The 17,564-nt window shown below is 57.4% G+C and carries 17 protein-coding genes and 1 CRISPR repeat array; of the genes, 11 read left to right on the top strand and 6 right to left on the bottom strand.

Annotated elements, in window-relative coordinates; genetic code table 11:
• Positions 1-135 precede the first annotated feature (135 nt).
• The 8 genes from NBH09_RS09530 to NBH09_RS09565 all read left to right on the top strand — a co-directional run bounded on the left by NBH09_RS09530 (position 136) and on the right by NBH09_RS09565 (position 7,309).
• Positions 136-690, top strand: coding sequence for a PTS sugar transporter subunit IIC (locus NBH09_RS09530; RefSeq protein WP_250787806.1), 555 nt, complete (start codon positions 136-138; stop codon positions 688-690).
• A gap of 101 nt (positions 691-791) precedes the next feature.
• A complete protein-coding gene (locus NBH09_RS09535; RefSeq protein ID WP_250787807.1) occupies positions 792-2,234 on the top strand; it encodes a glycoside hydrolase family 32 protein in 1,443 nt (480 codons plus the stop codon).
• Positions 2,235-2,510: 276 nt separating this feature from the next.
• Positions 2,511-3,365 carry a DegV family protein gene (locus NBH09_RS09540; protein WP_250787808.1) on the top strand — a complete coding sequence of 285 codons (855 nt, stop codon included), beginning with the start codon at positions 2,511-2,513 and terminating at the stop codon, positions 3,363-3,365.
• A gap of 187 nt (positions 3,366-3,552) precedes the next feature.
• Positions 3,553-4,371: a pyruvate formate-lyase-activating protein gene (gene pflA, locus NBH09_RS09545; protein ID WP_250787809.1), complete on the top strand. Its 819-nt coding sequence runs from the start codon at positions 3,553-3,555 to the stop codon at positions 4,369-4,371.
• A gap of 124 nt (positions 4,372-4,495) precedes the next feature.
• On the top strand, positions 4,496-5,236 hold the full coding sequence (gene mtnN / locus NBH09_RS09550) for a 5'-methylthioadenosine/S-adenosylhomocysteine nucleosidase (RefSeq protein WP_250787810.1): 741 nt from the start codon (positions 4,496-4,498) through the stop codon (positions 5,234-5,236).
• A 38-nt stretch (positions 5,237-5,274) separates the two neighbouring features.
• Positions 5,275-5,865, top strand: a complete 591-nt coding sequence (yihA, locus tag NBH09_RS09555) for a ribosome biogenesis GTP-binding protein YihA/YsxC (protein WP_006234871.1) — start codon at positions 5,275-5,277, stop codon at positions 5,863-5,865.
• 96 nt (positions 5,866-5,961) lie between these two features.
• Positions 5,962-6,645: a DUF3990 domain-containing protein gene (locus NBH09_RS09560; protein ID WP_250787811.1), complete on the top strand. Its 684-nt coding sequence runs from the start codon at positions 5,962-5,964 to the stop codon at positions 6,643-6,645.
• 31 nt (positions 6,646-6,676) lie between these two features.
• A complete protein-coding gene (locus tag NBH09_RS09565) occupies positions 6,677-7,309 on the top strand; it encodes a helix-turn-helix transcriptional regulator (protein WP_250787812.1) in 633 nt (210 codons plus the stop codon).
• 331 nt (positions 7,310-7,640) lie between these two features.
• Here NBH09_RS09565 and NBH09_RS09570 read toward each other — a convergent pair whose 3' ends face one another.
• The 3 genes from NBH09_RS09570 to thrC all read right to left on the bottom strand — a co-directional run bounded on the left by NBH09_RS09570 (position 7,641) and on the right by thrC (position 11,156).
• Positions 7,641-8,171 carry a DUF5626 family protein gene (locus tag NBH09_RS09570; RefSeq protein WP_195233986.1) on the bottom strand — a complete coding sequence of 177 codons (531 nt, stop codon included), beginning with the start codon at positions 8,169-8,171 and terminating at the stop codon, positions 7,641-7,643.
• Between the two features lie 382 nt (positions 8,172-8,553).
• A complete protein-coding gene (gene thrB / locus NBH09_RS09575) occupies positions 8,554-9,435 on the bottom strand; it encodes a homoserine kinase (protein WP_006234874.1) in 882 nt (293 codons plus the stop codon).
• A 203-nt stretch (positions 9,436-9,638) separates the two neighbouring features.
• The gene (gene thrC / locus NBH09_RS09580) at positions 9,639-11,156 is read right to left on the bottom strand and encodes a threonine synthase (RefSeq protein ID WP_250787813.1); all 1,518 of its coding nucleotides are present in this window, start codon (positions 11,154-11,156) and stop codon (positions 9,639-9,641) included.
• Between the two features lie 103 nt (positions 11,157-11,259).
• Between thrC and NBH09_RS09585 the strand changes: the two genes are divergently transcribed.
• From NBH09_RS09585 to NBH09_RS09595, 3 genes are all read left to right on the top strand, one after another.
• Positions 11,260-12,648, top strand: a complete 1,389-nt coding sequence (locus NBH09_RS09585) for an aspartate kinase (RefSeq protein ID WP_117840225.1) — start codon at positions 11,260-11,262, stop codon at positions 12,646-12,648.
• A 173-nt stretch (positions 12,649-12,821) separates the two neighbouring features.
• Positions 12,822-13,847, top strand: coding sequence for an aspartate-semialdehyde dehydrogenase (locus tag NBH09_RS09590; RefSeq protein WP_250787814.1), 1,026 nt, complete (start codon positions 12,822-12,824; stop codon positions 13,845-13,847).
• Between the two features lie 401 nt (positions 13,848-14,248).
• Positions 14,249-14,827: a methylated-DNA--[protein]-cysteine S-methyltransferase gene (locus NBH09_RS09595; RefSeq protein ID WP_250787815.1), complete on the top strand. Its 579-nt coding sequence runs from the start codon at positions 14,249-14,251 to the stop codon at positions 14,825-14,827.
• Between the two features lie 145 nt (positions 14,828-14,972).
• Here the strand turns inward: NBH09_RS09595 and NBH09_RS09600 are convergent, their stop codons facing one another.
• The 3 genes from NBH09_RS09600 to cas1 form a co-directional block, all read right to left on the bottom strand.
• Positions 14,973-15,194 (bottom strand): hypothetical protein, encoded by a 222-nt coding sequence (locus NBH09_RS09600; RefSeq protein ID WP_250787816.1) that lies wholly within the window; start codon positions 15,192-15,194, stop codon positions 14,973-14,975.
• Between the two features lie 93 nt (positions 15,195-15,287).
• Positions 15,288-15,605 carry a CRISPR-associated endonuclease Cas2 gene (gene cas2 / locus NBH09_RS09605; protein ID WP_195445652.1) on the bottom strand — a complete coding sequence of 106 codons (318 nt, stop codon included), beginning with the start codon at positions 15,603-15,605 and terminating at the stop codon, positions 15,288-15,290.
• A gap of 9 nt (positions 15,606-15,614) precedes the next feature.
• Positions 15,615-16,505 carry a type II CRISPR-associated endonuclease Cas1 gene (cas1, locus tag NBH09_RS09610; RefSeq protein WP_284703154.1) on the bottom strand — a complete coding sequence of 297 codons (891 nt, stop codon included), beginning with the start codon at positions 16,503-16,505 and terminating at the stop codon, positions 15,615-15,617.
• A gap of 440 nt (positions 16,506-16,945) precedes the next feature.
• Positions 16,946-17,509: a CRISPR direct-repeat array (repeat unit 36 nt; unit sequence AGCGTATCACCTTGGGGAAGGGCGCGTGCTCAAGAC).
• The last annotated feature ends 55 nt before the right edge of the window (positions 17,510-17,564 follow it).

A 17,564-nucleotide genomic window follows, 5' to 3' on the forward strand; every position in this document is an offset into this window, starting at 1 on the left:
GACATGCCGTCCTCCGATCTCCCGGGGCCGGCCGGTCCGGCCCTCAGGGTATCGGATTCCCATATTCATCCGTACATGTACGGATGAATATGGGAGGTGTTCGGATGAAGTTGCCAATCAAGGCTGTACAACAGGATGGGCGTCTTTGGTGCCTTTGTCTTCGCCGCGTTCCTGCAGCCGCTTGTCGTTACCGGTACGCATCAGTTCATCCAGGGTATCGAGGCAAACCTCGTTGCCACGACTGGCTTCAACTACATCCAGGCCATCTGGTCGGTTTCCATCATCGCCCAGGGCGGCGGCGCCATCGGCATGTACCTCATTCACAAGAAGCATTCCAAAGAGCGCAACATCTGCATGTCGTCCTTTATCCCGACGCTGGTCGGTATCTCCGAGCCCGCAATCTTTGCTGCAAACATGCGCTACTCGATCATCCCGTTCATCTGCGCTTGCATCGGTGCAGGCTGCGGCGGTGCCTTCGTGAAGCTCTTTGAGGTGCGCGCCATCGGTCAGGGTCTGACCGGCGTGCTTGGCCTGCTCATCGTCACGCCCGAGACGCTCGTGTGGTATGTGGCTGGCAATCTCATCGCCTTCATCGTGCCGATCGTCTTGATCTTTGCCTACAACAAGGCAAAGGGCGTGCCGACCACCGATGAAGAGGGCGCTGGCGCTGGCTTCGACGTTAGCTTCTAGTTGAGCCGTTCAGCGTAATGTGCGGATAAGTCCATTTGGGGAAGGGCGTTCGGCTCGTGCGAGTCGAGCGTCCTTTCCCATAGACGAGAAAGTCAACGGCGATGTTTAATCAAAAAAATAAGGTGACACGCGCGGACTATGAGCAGTGGCGTGCCGGACAGGATGAGACGGCGGCTCGCATCGCATCCGACCCCGATAGGCTTTTGTTCCATGTGGAGCCTGAGCTTGGCTGGCTCAACGACCCCAATGGTTTGGTTCAGATTGGTGATACGTATCACATCTATCATCAATACGATCCGTTCGATGCTGCGCATGGCGGTCCAGTGCTTTGGAACCATCTGACGACAAAGGATTTTGTGACGTACGAGAATCACGGCCCCGTGCTGTTCCCCGATTCCGATTTGGATTCGAGTGGAGCGTATTCTGGTTCTGCCTTTGTACGTGATGGCAAGATTCACTACTTCTATACCGGCAACGTTAAGCATTTTGACCGTGATGATTACGACTACGTGTTGACGGGCCGTGAGCAAAACCAAATTCATATGGTTGCCGAGAATCCCGACGAATTGGGCGAGAAGCGCATAGCTGTTGGGCCGGTCGATTACCCCGACGATATCGGTACGCACGTGCGCGACCCCAAGATCCTTGAACACGACGGTATCTACTACATGGTTCTCGGCGCTCGTACGAAAGACGATCGCGGGCGCGTGCTTGTCTATACCTCGCGTGATCTAGAGGACTGGGGCTATGCGACGCGCATTGAGTTGGGCGAGAAGTTTGGCTTTATGTGGGAGTGCCCCGATCTGTTTGAGCTCGATGGCGAGCTTATTCTCGTTTGCTGTCCGCAGGGTGTGCCTGCCGATGGTTGGCGTTACCGCAATCCGCATCAGTGCGTGTGGTTCCCCATCGAGGCCGATTGGGAGGCGCCGAGCTTTAAAATCGTCGGGAAGGGCATGCCCCCGATGGTCGATGCCGGTTTTGATTTCTATGCTCCGCAGTCCTTTGAGGATGCTGCAGGCCGGCGATTGATGATCGGATGGTCGGGTTGCCCCGATGCGACGGCAAAAAGCCCGACGGTGGCACGCGGGTGGCAGTGCGCGTTGACGGTGCCGAGAAAACTGAGCATGCGCGATGGTAAGCTCTGTCAGCAGCCGGTGCACGAGATTGAGAGGATGCGCGGCGACTGCGTTTGCGCGACAGGCGGTGAAACCGTTGAGGAGCCGGGCCGCCTGTTTGATCTTGTGGTTTCCTGTGAGGGCGCCCAGGTGATCGAGCTCGAAATCCGCAAGGGTGTCTTTGTGCGCTATGCAGACGGGATGCTTACCCTCGACATGGGTGACGAAGGCTATGGGCGCGACCAGAGGTCGATCGAGCTCAGCGAGCTTCGCGACCTGCGCGTGCTTTCGGACACTACGATGGTCGAGATTTTTGCAAATGGCGGCGAGGCGGCACTTACGAGCCGTACCTATTCGCCGGCGGTTCCGGCGATGGAGCTGCACGCCGAGGGTGCGGCATCGATGAATTTCTACCGCCTCGTGCATTAACCGTGCGTGGAGCACGATTGGATTTGCTGGACGGAATGTGTCGCAGTTGTCGCGGCCAACTACCGCTTACCGCATATAGCGACCGTTTGCGGAATAAGTAACCCTCCTTAATAAACCGTGTGGAATCCTAGATAAGCACGGAGTTTTCCAGGGAGACGCTGTCCTTTGTTGTGTGCAAGGGGCAGCGTCTCTTTGGCGCTTGGACGCCGTTGTGCAACAGTGCGGCGGCGCGTGCCATGTATTGAAAAGCCAATGTCGAGATGGGTCGTGATAATAATGGGCAAGTACGTAATCGTGGTTGAGTCTGGGTCGGATGTGACGCCGGAGCTCTGCGAGCGCTACGGCATCGTGCGCGTGCCCATGCATGTCACGATTGGTGACGAGACCGTCGAGGACGGCTCGATCGATCCGCTCGAGATTTATTCGCGCTGCAACGAGTTTGGCGTGATGCCCAAGACCAGCGGCTGCGCGCCTGCGGATTTTGCTCACGTGTACGACCGCATTCACGCTGAGCAGCCCGATGCGACTATTCTGCATCTCGCGTATTCCGAGGCCACGACCTGCTCGCATCAATCATCGAAGATCGCCGCCAAGGGTCGCGACTACGTGTTCTCTATGGACACGCGCTTTGTCTCGGTAGGCCAGTCGCTCGTTGTCGTCGAGACCGCCAAATACATCGAGGCTCACCCCGATGCCACCGTCGACGAGATCTTTGCATTTACGAATTCCGTCATGGACCGCGTGCTGCTGGGCTTTGTTCCTACCGATCTTGCCTTTCTTAAGGCGGGCGGTCGCTTGTCCAACGTCGCATTCCTTGGCGCCCATCTGCTCAAGATTAAGCCCTGCATTGAGGTGACGGGCGGCAAGTTCGTGGCGACCAAGAAGTTCCGCGGCTCTATGCTCAAGTGCGCCCGCGCCTTTATTGACCACATGGTTGCGAAGGGCGAGATTGACTACTCGCATATTGGCCTGGCGTATTCGGTGGGTCTTTCCGAGGAGTTGCGCGACGACATGGAAGTCTATGCACACGATCTTGGCTTTAAGGACATTACCTGGACTCAGGTCGGCGGCGTCATCTCGAGCCATTGCGGCCCGACCGCCTTCGGCGCGGTGCTTACGCTTAAGGCGTAAGGCCTGGCGTCTATCGATTTCTATTGCCACGGCGGCGGGCGGGTTGCGATAACCCTCCCGCCGCTCTTGCGTTGGGTCAAATAGAACAGCCCAATTGACCGCTAAACCATTTCACCATCATGCGTATGGGCTAGAATGGCTCTGGCATTTTAATTGGTTGCATCCAAGGAGAGGCAAGGTAGCGCGAATGGCAGAAATGACGCTTGAGGGTGTGGACGCTCGTCCCGAGGACTCTGCGTTTGCCCTTGGCCGCGTGCATTCAATCGAGACGATGGGAACGGTCGACGGACCCGGCATCCGCTTTGTGGTGTTTGTTCAGGGCTGTCCCATGCGCTGCGCGTATTGCCACAATCCCGATACCTGGTCGGTCAACGGCGGCACGATGGTGACCGTCGAGCACCTCATGGATGAGTTCCAGAGTAACCACGAGTTCTATCGCAGCGGCGGAATTACGGTTTCGGGCGGCGAGCCGCTTCTGCAGCCCGAGTTTTTGGCCGACCTGTTCCGTGCAATGCACAACAACCCCGATGGTCGTGTGCATACCTGCCTGGATAGCTGTGGCTACGCCTTCGACCCTCAGCATCCCGAGAAGTTCGATGCCGTGCTCAACGAGACCGACATGGTACTGCTCGATATTAAGCATGCCGACCCGGTCGAGCATAAAAAGCTGACCGGTTGTGATCCCGCACGCATCCTGGCGTTTGGCGATGAGCTTGCACGTCGCAATATCAAGGTCGTTATCCGCCACGTGGTTGTGCCGGGCATTACCGACACGGTGGAGGAGTGCGAGAAGCTCGGTCGCCTCATCGCTCCATGGCACAACGTGGTGGGCCTGGAAATGCTGCCGTATCACACGATGGGTGTCGTCAAGTACGAGCAACTGGGCATTCCCTATAAGCTCGAGGGCGTGCCCCAGATGGATACCGCGCGCATGCCCGAGTTGCGCAATGCCGTCATGACGGGCATGAAAAAGCGCCGCGCCGAACTCAAAAACGTCATCGGCTAGCGTGCCATTTTTGCCCCTTTATGATATCCGAGCTGCACTGGCTTAGCGTGTTCGTTTGGAGAGGTCAAACAAAATGCTGGTACCATACCTTGGTTGAGAATTTCGTATAAGTTTGGGGAATGGTATGGCTACCATCGCGATTATCGGTGCGCTCGAAAAAGAGATCATGCAGATTAAGGAAGAGCTGAGCGACGTTTGCGAGGCACGGGAGGCAGGCTTGACCGTTGTGAGCGGTGAGCTCGACGGCCTGACGGTTGTCGCCACAACGGCGGGCATGGGCACGGTGAACGCCGCTGCTGCAACACAGCACCTCATTAGCAAGTATGCTCCGCAGGCTGTTGTGTTTTCGGGCATTGCGGGCGGTTTGAACCCCAAGCTCCATATCGACGACGTGGTCATTGGCAAACGCCTACGCTATCTGGATACCGATACCGCGCTTATCGCCGAGTCCGCACCGGGGCTCGAGGAGTTTGGCTCGACGCCCGCGCTGGTCGATATTGCCGCCGACGTGCTTGCTGAGCGTGGGTTTGTTGATGCTTCGAAAAATGCAGTCGCTTCGAACGAGGGCACCAAGCAGTTCCTGGTCGGCACGATTGCCACGGGTAACCGCTTTGTGACGGGCGCCACCATGCGCAACGACGCTATCGAGGCGACGCATGCCGATTGTGTCGGCATGGAGGGCGCGGCAATTGCCCATGTCGCAACCAAAAATGGTGTCGATTGCCTGGTGTTGCGCGCTATCAGCGATAATTGTGACGAGGCGTACGATGCAATTTGCGAGCGAGAGTTCGATCTGTTCGAGTACGCGCGTGTCGCAAGTGACATTACGCTCGATATCGTCCGCCGCATTGCCGCTACGCAATAGCGCGTCTATTTGTAAGAACCTACGACCAAGGAGTGTCCATGGCCGATTCCATTAACTACCAGCTTGCCAAGTTCGTCGCCAGCTATGGCAAGGTTTCGCAGATTCCCGAGTCCACCTGCCCCGAGGTGAGCTTTGTCGGCCGCTCCAACGTGGGCAAGTCGTCGATTATGAACAAGCTATTTGGCCGCAAGAACCTAGTCAAGGTTTCCAGTACGCCGGGCAAGACGAGCAACATCAACTTCTTTGAGGCCGATGACGTGCATTTCGTGGACCTGCCGGGTTACGGTTTCGCCCGTCGCTCCAAGGCCGAGCGCGACCGTTGGGCCGAGCTTATCGGCGACTTCTTCGACTCCGAGCGCAGCTTTAACTTGGTGGTCTCGCTGGTGGACATTCGTCACGACCCCAGCAAGCTCGACCACGACATGATCGACTACCTACAGGGCAACGAGTTCAACTTTATCGTTTGCCTCACCAAAGCCGACAAGCTCAGCCGCACCCAGCAGGCCCGCCAGGCAGCAGCCATCAAAAAGCAGCTCAACGTTCCGGCCGAGAACGTGATCATCACAAGCTCCCAGACCGGCACCGGCATAGACGAACTCAAAAAGCGCATCGCCGAGGCTTGCCTCTAATCGGGCCGCAACCCTTCAAAAGCTCCCACCTATATCACCCCAGTGATAGTTATTGGTAAACTATCACTGGGGTGATATTTTTGTTTGGAGGTCGATATGGAGCTTTGGCACGGGTCGGAGGTTGTTGTCGAGCATCCGTCGTTGGATAAATGCAGACAATTCAATGACTATGGGTGTGGGTTTTATTGCACGCCGCATGAGGAAATGGCAATGGAGTGGGCATGTCGGACCGAGTCCGATGGTATCGCGAATCGATATGAGCTCGATATGGATGGTCTTGCGGTCTTGGACTTGGAGTCCGGGGAGTTTTCAATTCTCAATTGGCTTGCGATTTTGGCTAACAATAGGGAGTTCAATGTTTCGACACCGCTGGCGCGCGAAGGACTTCGCTATCTGCTGGATAACTGCCTAATTGATATTTCTCCCTATGACGTAATTCGAGGTTATCGCGCCGACGATTCTTACTTTTCGTTTGCAAGACAGTTCGTTAACGGCATGATCTCGCTTAGGCAACTGCAACTCATTATGCGTTTGGGCGATTTGGGCATCCAATACGCTCTTATGAGTGAGCGTGCGTTTTCAGTAATCAGATTCCGCGAATGGAGGCAGGCGTTGGGATCTGAGTATTATCCCAAGCGCTTTAAGCGAGAACAGAACGCGCGGCGCAAGTACCTGGATACTGTGAATGGATTCGACTCTGAGGGTGTCTACATTAGGGATTTAATGACAGGGAGGGTTGATTTAGATGATCCAAGAGTTGACGAATTGTGGACCGAGTAGAACATATCCCATCTATTACCTCGAGGATGCAATGAACAACCTCGGCGACTGCTTTGATTATGCCGTTAACGATTATGGAGCCGAAGGATCGGAAGTTGCTGAACTCTTTTGCCTGAGCGGCGTAGCTCGCGAGTTCGAACGCGGCAACGCATGGGTCGTATCGGGAAAATCGGGCGTTGAGCTGTTCGCGCTTATCGCTGAAAGGTCCGGCTATCAGAGCGGGTTTATACCGGATCGCACCTATCGTTTTGAGAAGACGCCAGAGTATTGGACAGGCTGGATACTGTCATATCTGCAGTGGCGTTTAGGGGAGTCTTTCGAAGACCTGCTGCATGTCGTTCCGTTTGACGCACTGCGCAGTCTGTACTATCCCTGGCACGAAGCCTCGGAGGAACGCGTGGCTCGCCTCGTCTGCGATATGGCGAAAAAAGCGTCCAGGCAAACCAAACTTGCGTTAGCAAGAAAGAAGCTTAAGAAAACCCAACAAGATCTAGCATACGAATCGGGTGTGTCACTCCGCTCAATCCAAATGTACGAGCAGCGCCAGAGAAACATCAATGAAGCTTCGGTAACAAGCGTAAGAGCCATAGCAAAAGCCCTCCACTGCAACATCGAAGATCTCCTAGAGCCAGTCTTCGAATACAAAGAAACCAGCGCCGCCTAAACCAATATATTGCCAAGGTTTGTATCTAGTAAGCGCTCCTTACCAGCAAGAGTCCCTACCAATAGATAGCGGCTTAAAGGGCCGAAATCGTATGAATGGCATTGCGACTTCCAAATGGGTGACTGCTGCTTGAAAAGCTATAGAAATAGGGGCCGATTTAACGGCCCCAAGCATCGCATAAATGGCATATACGTTTTATCAACTATTTCTTGTTTTTAACCCATTTGCAGATACGCCAAATAAGCACTCCGACGAGAATCCAAACGAGAGCGATCATAATGTCTGAGCGTGCAGGAATTGGGATCATTGAACTTCCTCAATTGATGTGAGTCTAGTTTGCATAGGTGTGGAGCGTGCTGCCTTCCATGGTCGCTTGCAACACGGCGATACCGGACGTCATCCCCATCGATTCATAGTTGAGTCGATATGTCGCCTGTTTCGAGTTCCATATAAAGGACTCGTTAGTTACCGTACAGCCGATAGTCGTATAGTTTTGTCCCCAAGCGCTGGTAATGAGCGAGTTCGCTATCTTGATCTTGAATTCGCGATAAATAAAAGGACTGTTGTAATAGATAGTCCAAGTTCCAGATGCGTTGTTGTAGTAACTGTCCCATATCAGGCTGGGTTCATTGGTTTTTTTAATTCCTATTACTGCAACGGTCCCATCCTTAAGCTTGATTTGATGAGACTGCTCGGGACCTTTCGTTAAATCAAAATCTTGGGTTGCGCCAGAAATTGCGACAGCATCGCTTTCTGCAGCATAAGCAGTCGAAGGGCTAAACGAGAAACATATCGGTAATATCAAAAGTATCGAGAGGAAAAACGAAGCTTTGAGTGTGCGTAACACTTTGACCACCTCCATACTGCGATGCCTAGTTAAATAGTAGCATAGATAAACAGTTTATTATGTAACCTAAAAAGCCCCTATCTGCCCGGCGCCCCTTCAAAGCGTGGGTCCCTGTAGACATCCTCAGCAAGGTAAACGCAGGGATGGTCGGGGTGTTCCCCTCAAAATTATTCCGCAGCGCGAAGGCCTCTCGTCTGTGGCTCCGTTGGAGCACAAGATTAAATCAGCGAATGCGATTATCCTGTCGAGGCTGCGCAGGTCCCCTTGGGGCTTCCCCTGAAAACAATCCGCAGATCGAATTGCCCCGTCGCGCGAAGCGCACGACGGGGCAATTCATGATCGAGGACGTTTTCAGGGGAAGCCCCAAGGGGACCGGTGAGAGCAATGAGGCAGGGCGCTACAGGTACTCGATTTGAGCGCCCTCGGTGTCGCACGTCAGAATATGCGTGTCACACTTGGGGAACTGCTCACGCAGCTTGACCTGCAGGAACTTTGCCACGATGGTGTCGTCAGTCACGGCCATGAGGGTCGAGCCCGAACCACTAATCCAGATGGTCTTGGCGCCGCCGTTAAGGCAGGTGTCGCGCACGGCGTTGTAGTCGGGGATGAGGCGGCGGCGATAGGGCTCCTGGATACGGTCGTCGTTGGCGGCGGCAATCAGGTCAAGGTCGCCGGTTTCCAGGCCGCGCGTCATGCCGGCGATGCGGCCCATTTGCCATACGGCGGTGGAGAGTGGAATCTCCTGCGGCACAACCTTGCGCGCTTCGCTCGTATGCACCTCGTAGGGCGGAATCACGGTAATAAAACGCAAGCGATCGCTCACCTCGTAGCGCAGGCACTGGGGGAGCGAATCGGTCGGCGTAAAGGAGCAGACGGCGCCGCCCAGGATGGCGGGGGCGACGTTATCGGGATGGCCCTCGACCTCGGTGGCAATGCGGACGAGCTCGGCACGGTCGACGGTGTGGCCCGTCAGCGCGGCGGCCGCCATGATGCCAGCGACGACGCAGGTGGAGCTGGAACCCAGGCCGCGGGCGACGGGCACATCAGTTTGAATGTCGATGGCAACGGGGAAAGCCGGCTCGCCCCATGCAGCCAGTGCATCGACAAAGCTCACGTAGACCAGGTTGTTCTCGTTTTGGAATTCCTCGGGGCAGCCCGTGATGGTGAGTTTGTCGGCGCGCTCGAAGGTGAAGTGCGAGTAGAGGCTGACGGCCATGCCGAGGGTATCGTAGCCAATGCCTAGGTTTGCACTCGTGGCTGGGACGGTGATTTTGATCATGTGGGTCCTCCTGGCGTGCCTGGCTGTTTAGTTCGCTGCTCGGACAGTCCTGCGCAAGACGGAAAGCACATTAAGTGCTTTCCTTTGCGTGCGGAACTCGCGACGAACTAAACAGCCAGGCACGCTGTGCGCGTTCGTCATCATCCCGGGGGTTATCTGATGAAAGAAGGTGCGCCGGCTTTCGCCGGCGCTTAATAAGGGGTTTAGTTGGAAGCCATCTTTTTTGCTACAGACTCTACGTAGTTAGCCATGTCGGCTACGTCGCAGACGTCTTCGAAGCGGACGGGCTTGGATTCGAGTTCGGCGAGCTGGGTCGGGGCGACCGTGTTGGTGGCCTGCTCGAGCACACGCATGGCCTCAAAATCATCCTCGGGAACGTCGAGGCCCAGGGCGTCGCAGCAGGCGCGCGGGAACTTGTAGGGGCTTGCGGTCGAAAGCAGCACGCGGGCCTTGGCACCCTCGGCGGGAGCGACCTGCTCAAAGACGTGATAGCCGCAAGCAGTATGCGGATCGATCACGTAGCCGTTCGCGTCCCAGCAGCTCTTGATGGCAGTGCGGACCTCGTCCTCGCTGGCCCAACCGCAGCCAAACACGCTCTGGATCTTGGCCAGCAGCTCGGCGGGCACCTCGTAGCGACCCGTCTGCGCCAGCTGCTCCATAAGGCCGGCAACGAGCTCGCAGTCGCCATCAGACAGGAAGTAGAGCATGCGCTCCAGGTTGGAGCTAATAAGGATGTCCATCGACGGCGAGATGGTCGTGAAGAACGGGCGGTTACGGTCGTAAACGCCGGTGGTCAGGAAGTCGGCAAGCACGTTGTTCTTGTCGCTCGCCACGACGAGCTTGGCGACGGGCAGACCCATGCGCTTGGCGTAGTAGCCGGCCAGGATATCGCCAAAGTTGCCGGTCGGTACGCAGAACTCCACGGCGTCACCGGCCTCGATGGCGCCGGCGCGCAACAGCTGCGCATAGGCGGCAAAGTAGTAGACGACCTGCGGCACCAGGCGGCCGACGTTGATGGAGTTGGCGCTCGAAAGCACCGTGCCGGCGGCCTCCAGACGCTCGGCAAGCTCCTTATCGGCAAAGATGCGCTTGACGGCACTCTGGGCATCGTCGAAGTTGCCGTTGATGCCGCAGACGGCGACGTTGTCGCCCTCCTGTGTGGACATCTGCAGATTCTGCACGCGGCTGACTTTGCCCTCGGGATAAAAGACGGTGATGCCCGTGCCCGGGGCGTCGGCAAAGCCGGCGAGTGCCGCCTTGCCCGTGTCGCCCGACGTGGCGGTGACGATCATGATGCGCTCGGCGCCGCCGTCTTTGGCGGAGGTGCGGGCCATCAGACGGGGGAGCATCTGCAGGGCGACGTCCTTAAAGGCGCTCGTTGGGCCGCCAAAGAGCTCCATCACATAGGTTTGAGGGGCGTCGGTGCCCGGTGCGGCATCGAGTTTGACGAGTGGTGTGACCTCTTCGCTCGCGAACGTGCCGCGGTATGCCTCGTCGACACACGCCGAAATTTCTTCGGCCGTGTAATCATTCAGTAACATTCCCAACACATCTTGAGCGATTTCAAAGTACGATTTATCTGCAAGCGAGCTGATATCGACCTGCTGGGTGCCGAGCTCGTCCGAGACAAACAAACCCCCGTCGGGAGCGATGCCGGTGCGGATTGCCACCTTACTTGAGCACGATAAAGTGCGTCCTCGTGTACTATGATAAGTTCCCATATAACACTGCTCCTCGGATGCCTTGGACCCAATCGGTGAAACCATGGTATCAGAGCGCGCAAAATAGGTTTGCAGAGGCTTTTAGAAAGGTAACCTCCAGCCCATGATTAAGATTGCCAAGTTTGGCGGCTCGTCGGTCGCCGACGCCGAACACTTTAAGAAGATTAAGGCCATCGTCGATGCCGACCCTGCCCGCCGTTTTGTGGTGGTTTCCGCCTGCGGTCGCCGCTTTAAGGGCGACACCAAGGTGACCGACCTGCTCTACTTGGTTAACGCGCACGTTAAATATCACGTGTCGTGCGAGGAACTACTCGAGGACATCGGCCAGCGCTATTTTGATATCGCTGACGAGCTGGAGCTCACCTATCCCATCCGCGAGGAGTTTGCGGCCTTTGCCGAGCGCGCCCGCTCGGGCGGTTACTCTACCGAGGAGCTCGTGAGCCGCGGCGAGTACTTCACCGCTCGCCTGATGGCCGAGTACCTGGGCCTGCCGTTCCTGGACGCCGCGACGGTTGTGGCGTTCCATCACGACGGTACGCTCAGCATGAATCGCACCTCCGAGCTGGTGCAGGAGTACGGTCAGCAGGGCGGCTTTGTTATGCCCGGTTTCTACGGCGCGACGCGTGAGGGCCAGATCAAGCTGCTCGACCGTGGCGGCGGCGATATCTCGGGCTCGATCTTGGCCAAGTGCCTGGGCGCCGATCTGTACGAGAACTGGACCGACGTCTCGGGCTTCTATTCTGCCGATCCGCGTATTGTTCCCGAGGCTCAGCCCATCGCCCGCGTTACCTACGAGGAGCTGCGCGAGCTTTCGTACATGGGTGCGAGCGTCCTGCACGAGGAGGCCGTGTTCCCTGTGCGTGAGGCGGGTATTCCGCTGGTCATCAAGAACACCAATGCGCCGCAGGACCCCGGCACCATCATTAGCGAGACGGCTGACGAGGGCGAGGCAGAGCCCATCATTACCGGCGTGACCGGCAAGCGCGGTTTTGTCGCCATCAACGTGGCCCGCGACCGCACCAAGCCGCGCGTCGGCTTTATGCGCCGCGCGCTTTCGGTCTTCGAGCGCTATGACGTTTCCGTTGAGCACATGCCCACCGGTGTCGACCGCTTTGGCGCCGTGGTGCAGGAGCAGGATGTACACGATTCGCTGTACTCGCTTGTGGGCGACATCCAGCAGGAGGTCGAGCCGCTCGAGATCGAGGTTGTCGAGGGCTTGGCGCTCATCGCGACCGTCGGCCGTAACCTGCGAGGCCGCGCGGGTATCTCGGGCCACCTGTTTGGCATGCTTGGCCAGGCCGGCGTGAGCGTGCGCATGATTTCGCAGAGCTGCGACGAGATCAACATCATTATCGGTGTCGAGGAGAAAGACTTCGACCTGGCGATTCGGACCATTTACCGTGCCTTCTCCGACGAGAACGGCATTGTGAAGGTCTCTGACCTGGAGGCTCCCGCGCCGGCCGATCCCACCTTGGCCGCGCTCAAAAAGTAGCGACTGCTCGGTAGATTTTTGGGTCATGTCTCAAAAATCTACGGCGGGGCGTTTCGTTTCGGTTTCGTTTCGACGGGGCGGGTTTCGTGCCCGCCCCGTTCTTGTATACACTGGCAACAATAATCGGCCTGCTCGGCGTGCGGGCAAAAGCCAAAACCTTTAAAGGGGGAAGCATGAAACAGTACACGGTTGCTATTTTGGGCGCGACGGGAGCCGTGGGCACCCAGATGCTCGAGTGCCTCAACGAGCAGGAGTTCCCGGTTGGCAAGCTCAAGCTACTGGCAAGTGCACGCTCCGCGGGTAAAACCGTCGAGTTCCGCGGCGAGCAGATTGTGATTGAGGAAGCTTGCCCCGAGGCCTTTGAGGGCTGCGACATCGTGCTTGGCGCCGCTGGCGATGACATCGCGAAGGATTTGCTGCCCGAGGCCGTCAAACGCGGCGCCGTCGTGGTCGACAACAGCCATGCCTTCCGCATGGATCCCGAGGTGCCGCTGGTTGTGCCCGAGATCAATGCCGACGACATCAAGTGGCATCATGGCCTTATCGCCAATCCCAACTGCGCGACCATCATCGGCCTGGTTCCCACGTGGCCGCTGCATCAGCTCGCCGGCGTGAAGCGCATGATCGTTTCGACGTACCAGGCGGCTTCGGGTGCCGGCGCACCCGGTATGGCCGAGCTCGAGGCTCAGCTGGCCGCCCTGGGCCGTGGCGAGGAGATTCCCGAGCCGCGCGCGTTTGCCGCCCAGCTGGCGAGCAACCTGATTCCGCAGATTGGCGGCGTCAAGGAGGAGGGCTTTACCTCCGAGGAGATGAAGCTGCAAAACGAGGGCCGCAAGATCATGCATCTGCCCGAGCTGCGCGTGAACTGCACCTGCGTGCGCGTGCCCGTGCTGCGCTCGCACTCCGAGAGCATTACGCTCGAGTTCGAGCGCGACATTACGGTTGACGAGGCCCGTGCTGCGTTGGCTGCCGCTCCGGGCGTGAAGCTGGTTGACGACATGAGCGCCGAGGATGCGCACGATCGCTTCCCCATGCCGATGGATACGTCCGACCAGGACCTGATCTGGGTCGGTCGCGTGCGCCGCGACATCTCGAACCCCGAGGCTGCGCGCGGCATCACCTTCTGGTGCTGCGGCGATCAAATCCGTAAGGGCGCGGCAACCAACGCCGTCCAGATCGCTAAGCTGCTCTGCGAGTAGTGTGACCTGTCCGGCGGGGGCCGGGCTTAGTTTTCAGAACGTCCTCGACCATGTGTGGCGCCTTGTCCTGCTCCTTCGGAGCCGCGGACAAGGCGCCACACTGGTCTGCGGAGTGTTCTGAAAACTAAGCCCGGCCCCGCCTGCGGTGACGCTGCTGCGAGCGGCCTGCGATGGGGCCGTTGTTGGTTGGGGCCGCTGGGCTGATGTGGGGGCGCGTGGCCATTGCGGGCCTTGGTCCCGGCGGCGGTCTCGGCGCTTCGCGCCTGCCGCCTTGGGGGACTGTGGGGCGCGGCCGGCAGCTGCGGCGCTTCGCGCCTGCTGCCTTGGGTGACTTTGGGGTCGATTGGGGTTGTCTGCACAATTCGCGGTATTATGGTGCGGAGTTTTGAAAGGAGCCGCTGGTGGTCACGACGACGTTTGCTTCGCCTTTGGGCGAAATCCTGCTTGCCGCTGATGGCCGCGGTCTGACGGGGCTTTGGTTTGAGGGGCAGGAGCATTTTGGCTCCACGCTTCTACGGGAAGACTCCGAACATGTTGAAGGCGCCGACGCGGTTTCCGGTATTGGCGGCATGTCGTCGGCGAATCCGGCCCATGGTGCGGCCTCTTCGGTGCTTGAGCGTTCGTGGGCTTGGCTGAATGCTTATTTTGCAGGGCAGGAACCTCGGTTTACGCCGCCGTTGCATATGATCGGTACGGCGTTTCAGCGTGAAGTTTGGTACGAGCTGCTTTCTATTCCGCGTGGTGAGGTCGCCACGTATGGTGAGATCGCCCAGCGTGTTGCGGCTCGACATCGTGTGCCGGGAAACGAGGATCCCGTTGTGTCTCCTCGTGCGGTGGGGGCTGCGGTCGCACGTAATCCCATTTCGATTATCGTGCCGTGCCATCGCGTGGTTGCCGCCGACGGATCGCTCAACGGATATGCCGGCGGGCTCGATCGCAAGGAGTGGCTACTTCGGCTTGAGGGCGCGTACGAGGAGTAACGCCAGGGCATTTTGCATGATCAAGACGCTGTGAAAGAACGGGATGCGCTTCCCGAATGGAGTCCCAAGCGGAAACCGTGTCCCGGAATACAGCCTCAGAGTGGGACGCCGTTTCCGGTTGAGACCACTTGCTTTGGACATCGATCTACGCCCGCTCTTGCAGGGCGTAGATCGACTTATCCATGTTGAACAGGTAGGCGACGACGCAGACAATAAAGGACATCGGCAGGTTACCAAAGCCGAAGACTTCGCAGCCAATAAGGATGGGTGCGAGCAGAATCGCTGACAGCATAAGACCCATAGCGGCGATGCGCACATAGGGGTGGGGAACAGTCGAGCCGCAAGGGTCTTGGCGTGGGCAAGACACCAGGCAAAAGCTCCACCTACCATGCCAAACACGCTGCCCAACATCGCAAGCCGTCCAAGACCGGGGAGGTCAAGCGCGTGAGAGGCGGCAACGTCAAAACACAAGCGTTAACTGCGCGCCCTGCTCAACGGGCTGCTCCTTGTGCTCGCTCAGAAGGACCATTCGGTCTTCGTATTGCTTTTCGGTCATTTCGATAACGGTGACCTCTCCAGCGCTTGGAAGATTCAGCTTAAGGCGAGCGATATGCGCCGCTGCGGATTCGCGAGTCACCAACAGGCGCGAATACACCGAAAACTGCTCCATATGGTATCCGTCGTTAATCAGAAACTTTCGAAAGTCGCTATACTGCCGACGCTCGGCTTTGCTTCCCGTTGGAAGATCGAACAGAACCAATAACCTCATAACCCTCATGGCTCCTCCCTATTCAACAGATACCATCTCGAGCCCTCTTAGCTCGGGCAACAACAGCCTCTTAGGGTCCTTTTCGAGAACGGCAGTTCTGAGTGAAGAGAGCGTTGTCTCTATGCACTGCTGACAGCCGCAACGTTTTCCGTCGATAGTCATGACGTGCTCAAACACGCGAGCGAGCAACGCTTTGTCGCGCTGGCCCAAAGGCTCTGCAACGCCGTAGCTCATAACAATTAGATCGACGAGAGGGCGGAACGGTTCAATAAGATCGTCGACGAGATTGAATGCGTTGTAAACGCTGTGATGGTGAAGCCCTTGGGATACGAGCCATCCGCCGCCAACGGCTGCTCTTCCGATGCCTGCACGCAGGACGCTGTAACCATAATCGAGGGCGGAGCTCTGCATACTGTTACGTCTTGTTCCATCGGTGATGAGGGCTTTAAAGTACGCGGAGGCAGCTGCGCCTTCTCGATTGTCCGTGTCGCCCGAAAGAACAGTTTTGGCATAAGAGGGGAGAGGGCCTGTAGGCAACCCCATTTCTGTGAGAACCGCCGCTTGGTTGAGTATCTTTGCCTGCACGATCCGTTTCCAAAGCTGCTTTTTTAACGGAAGGCTCATGGCAAGCTGATCCTCGACGATGCGCGCATGGCGTGAATGGGCGCCCATGGGGAGCATAAGACCATTGGGCATATGATCGCGCCCGCAGATCATGACGCCTATTCCCGCGTCGTTGAGTTGTGACATGCAGGCGACCGTCAACGTGGTTTGATGGGATTCGACGATGACGACCCAAATGTCCTCGAGGGGAATGGTGGAGCTGCGGTCGTCCACGGTGATCATCAATAGGCCGTTCTTGATGCAGAGGTGGGCCTTGCTGTGGATAAGTATCGTCCGTTGGGCCATTTTGTCGACGACCTTCCCCGCATTAGCGCTACAATACGGCTAAGTCGAAAGCAGCTCACCTTGGGGAAGGGCGCGGCTCCAGACAAGGGGAGCCACTTAAGTGGCTTACCCGTAAAGTAACCCCCGTTCAATCTTCGGATTGGGCGGGGCGAACTTTTTTGGGCGAGTGTTAGCCAGTATTCCGTAAACGGTAGCTATGGATAGCATTTAGGCGGGTCCTTTTGAGCGTTTTTGCGCCTAAGGATTGATTCGATTGTGAAGATAAGTACATAAATCGCTGTGCCGAATACGGCTCTTTTCTTGCGTGAAGCGCGACGTGTCGACGCATTTTGTCTCGAAAAAAATGAATCGCAGATGTAGATCTGAGGTCGAATCAGTCTTCTTTTTTTGAGGCTTGAAACAGAAAAGCCCCTGTTAAAGGGGCTTTTCTGTGCGCACATAGCGTATCACCTTGGGGAAGGGCGCGTGCTCAAGACCGTAATGGCCGATGACCCTCCACCCGGAAAAGCGTATCACCTTGGGGAAGGGCGCGTGCTCAAGACGCCCAGGGCAATGTGGTCGCGACCGCGACCAGCGTATCACCTTGGGGAAGGGCGCGTGCTCAAGACAGCATCGACTACGGCATCACCAACCCGTTCAGCGTATCACCTTGGGGAAGGGCGCGTGCTCAAGACTGTTGTAGCTATAGCGTGCAAGCTCGTATGAGCGTATCACCTTGGGGAAGGGCGCGTGCTCAAGACACACGAAGAGGTTATACGACGCCTACGGTCAGCGTATCACCTTGGGGAAGGGCGCGTGCTCAAGACTTGGTGGTGTGGTTGTTGCTCATGGTGTGCAGCGTATCACCTTGGGGAAGGGCGCGTGCTCAAGACGTCCCGTCGTGCGTGGCGGTCTTCCCTTCGAGCGTATCACCTTGGGGAAGGGCGCGTGCTCAAGACCGGCTGGGGCTCTTCCTTAATTTCCCAGTCAGCGTATCACCTTGGGGAAGGGCGCGTGCTCAAGACTGGATAAGCTGAGGGTGAGATATCTTCGTGAGCGTATCACCTTGGGGAAGGGCGC

Origin of the sequence: Collinsella sp. BG-O-102, from assembly GCF_023656745.1 — a bacterium.
In the GTDB taxonomy this organism is placed as follows: domain Bacteria; phylum Actinomycetota; class Coriobacteriia; order Coriobacteriales; family Coriobacteriaceae; genus Collinsella.

What these genes read in the sequence shown, in the direction of transcription:
- NBH09_RS09540 (WP_250787808.1), top strand. Translation starts at nt 2,511, where the DNA reads ATGGGCAAGTACGTAATCGTGGTTGAGTCTGGGTCGGATGTGACGCCG.
- thrC (WP_250787813.1), bottom strand. Translation starts at nt 11,156, where the DNA reads ATGGGAACTTATCATAGTACACGAGGACGCACTTTATCGTGCTCAAGT.
- NBH09_RS09565 (WP_250787812.1), top strand. Translation starts at nt 6,677, where the DNA reads ATGAACAACCTCGGCGACTGCTTTGATTATGCCGTTAACGATTATGGA.
- cas2 (WP_195445652.1), bottom strand. Translation starts at nt 15,605, where the DNA reads ATGAGGGTTATGAGGTTATTGGTTCTGTTCGATCTTCCAACGGGAAGC.
- NBH09_RS09535 (WP_250787807.1), top strand. Translation starts at nt 792, where the DNA reads ATGTTTAATCAAAAAAATAAGGTGACACGCGCGGACTATGAGCAGTGG.
- pflA (WP_250787809.1), top strand. Translation starts at nt 3,553, where the DNA reads ATGGCAGAAATGACGCTTGAGGGTGTGGACGCTCGTCCCGAGGACTCT.
- thrB (WP_006234874.1), bottom strand. Translation starts at nt 9,435, where the DNA reads ATGATCAAAATCACCGTCCCAGCCACGAGTGCAAACCTAGGCATTGGC.
- mtnN (WP_250787810.1), top strand. Translation starts at nt 4,496, where the DNA reads ATGGCTACCATCGCGATTATCGGTGCGCTCGAAAAAGAGATCATGCAG.
- cas1 (WP_284703154.1), bottom strand. Translation starts at nt 16,505, where the DNA reads ATGGCCCAACGGACGATACTTATCCACAGCAAGGCCCACCTCTGCATC.
- NBH09_RS09570 (WP_195233986.1), bottom strand. Translation starts at nt 8,171, where the DNA reads ATGGAGGTGGTCAAAGTGTTACGCACACTCAAAGCTTCGTTTTTCCTC.
- NBH09_RS09585 (WP_117840225.1), top strand. Translation starts at nt 11,260, where the DNA reads ATGATTAAGATTGCCAAGTTTGGCGGCTCGTCGGTCGCCGACGCCGAA.
- NBH09_RS09560 (WP_250787811.1), top strand. Translation starts at nt 5,962, where the DNA reads ATGGAGCTTTGGCACGGGTCGGAGGTTGTTGTCGAGCATCCGTCGTTG.
- NBH09_RS09590 (WP_250787814.1), top strand. Translation starts at nt 12,822, where the DNA reads ATGAAACAGTACACGGTTGCTATTTTGGGCGCGACGGGAGCCGTGGGC.
- yihA (WP_006234871.1), top strand. Translation starts at nt 5,275, where the DNA reads ATGGCCGATTCCATTAACTACCAGCTTGCCAAGTTCGTCGCCAGCTAT.
- NBH09_RS09530 (WP_250787806.1), top strand. Translation starts at nt 136, where the DNA reads ATGGGCGTCTTTGGTGCCTTTGTCTTCGCCGCGTTCCTGCAGCCGCTT.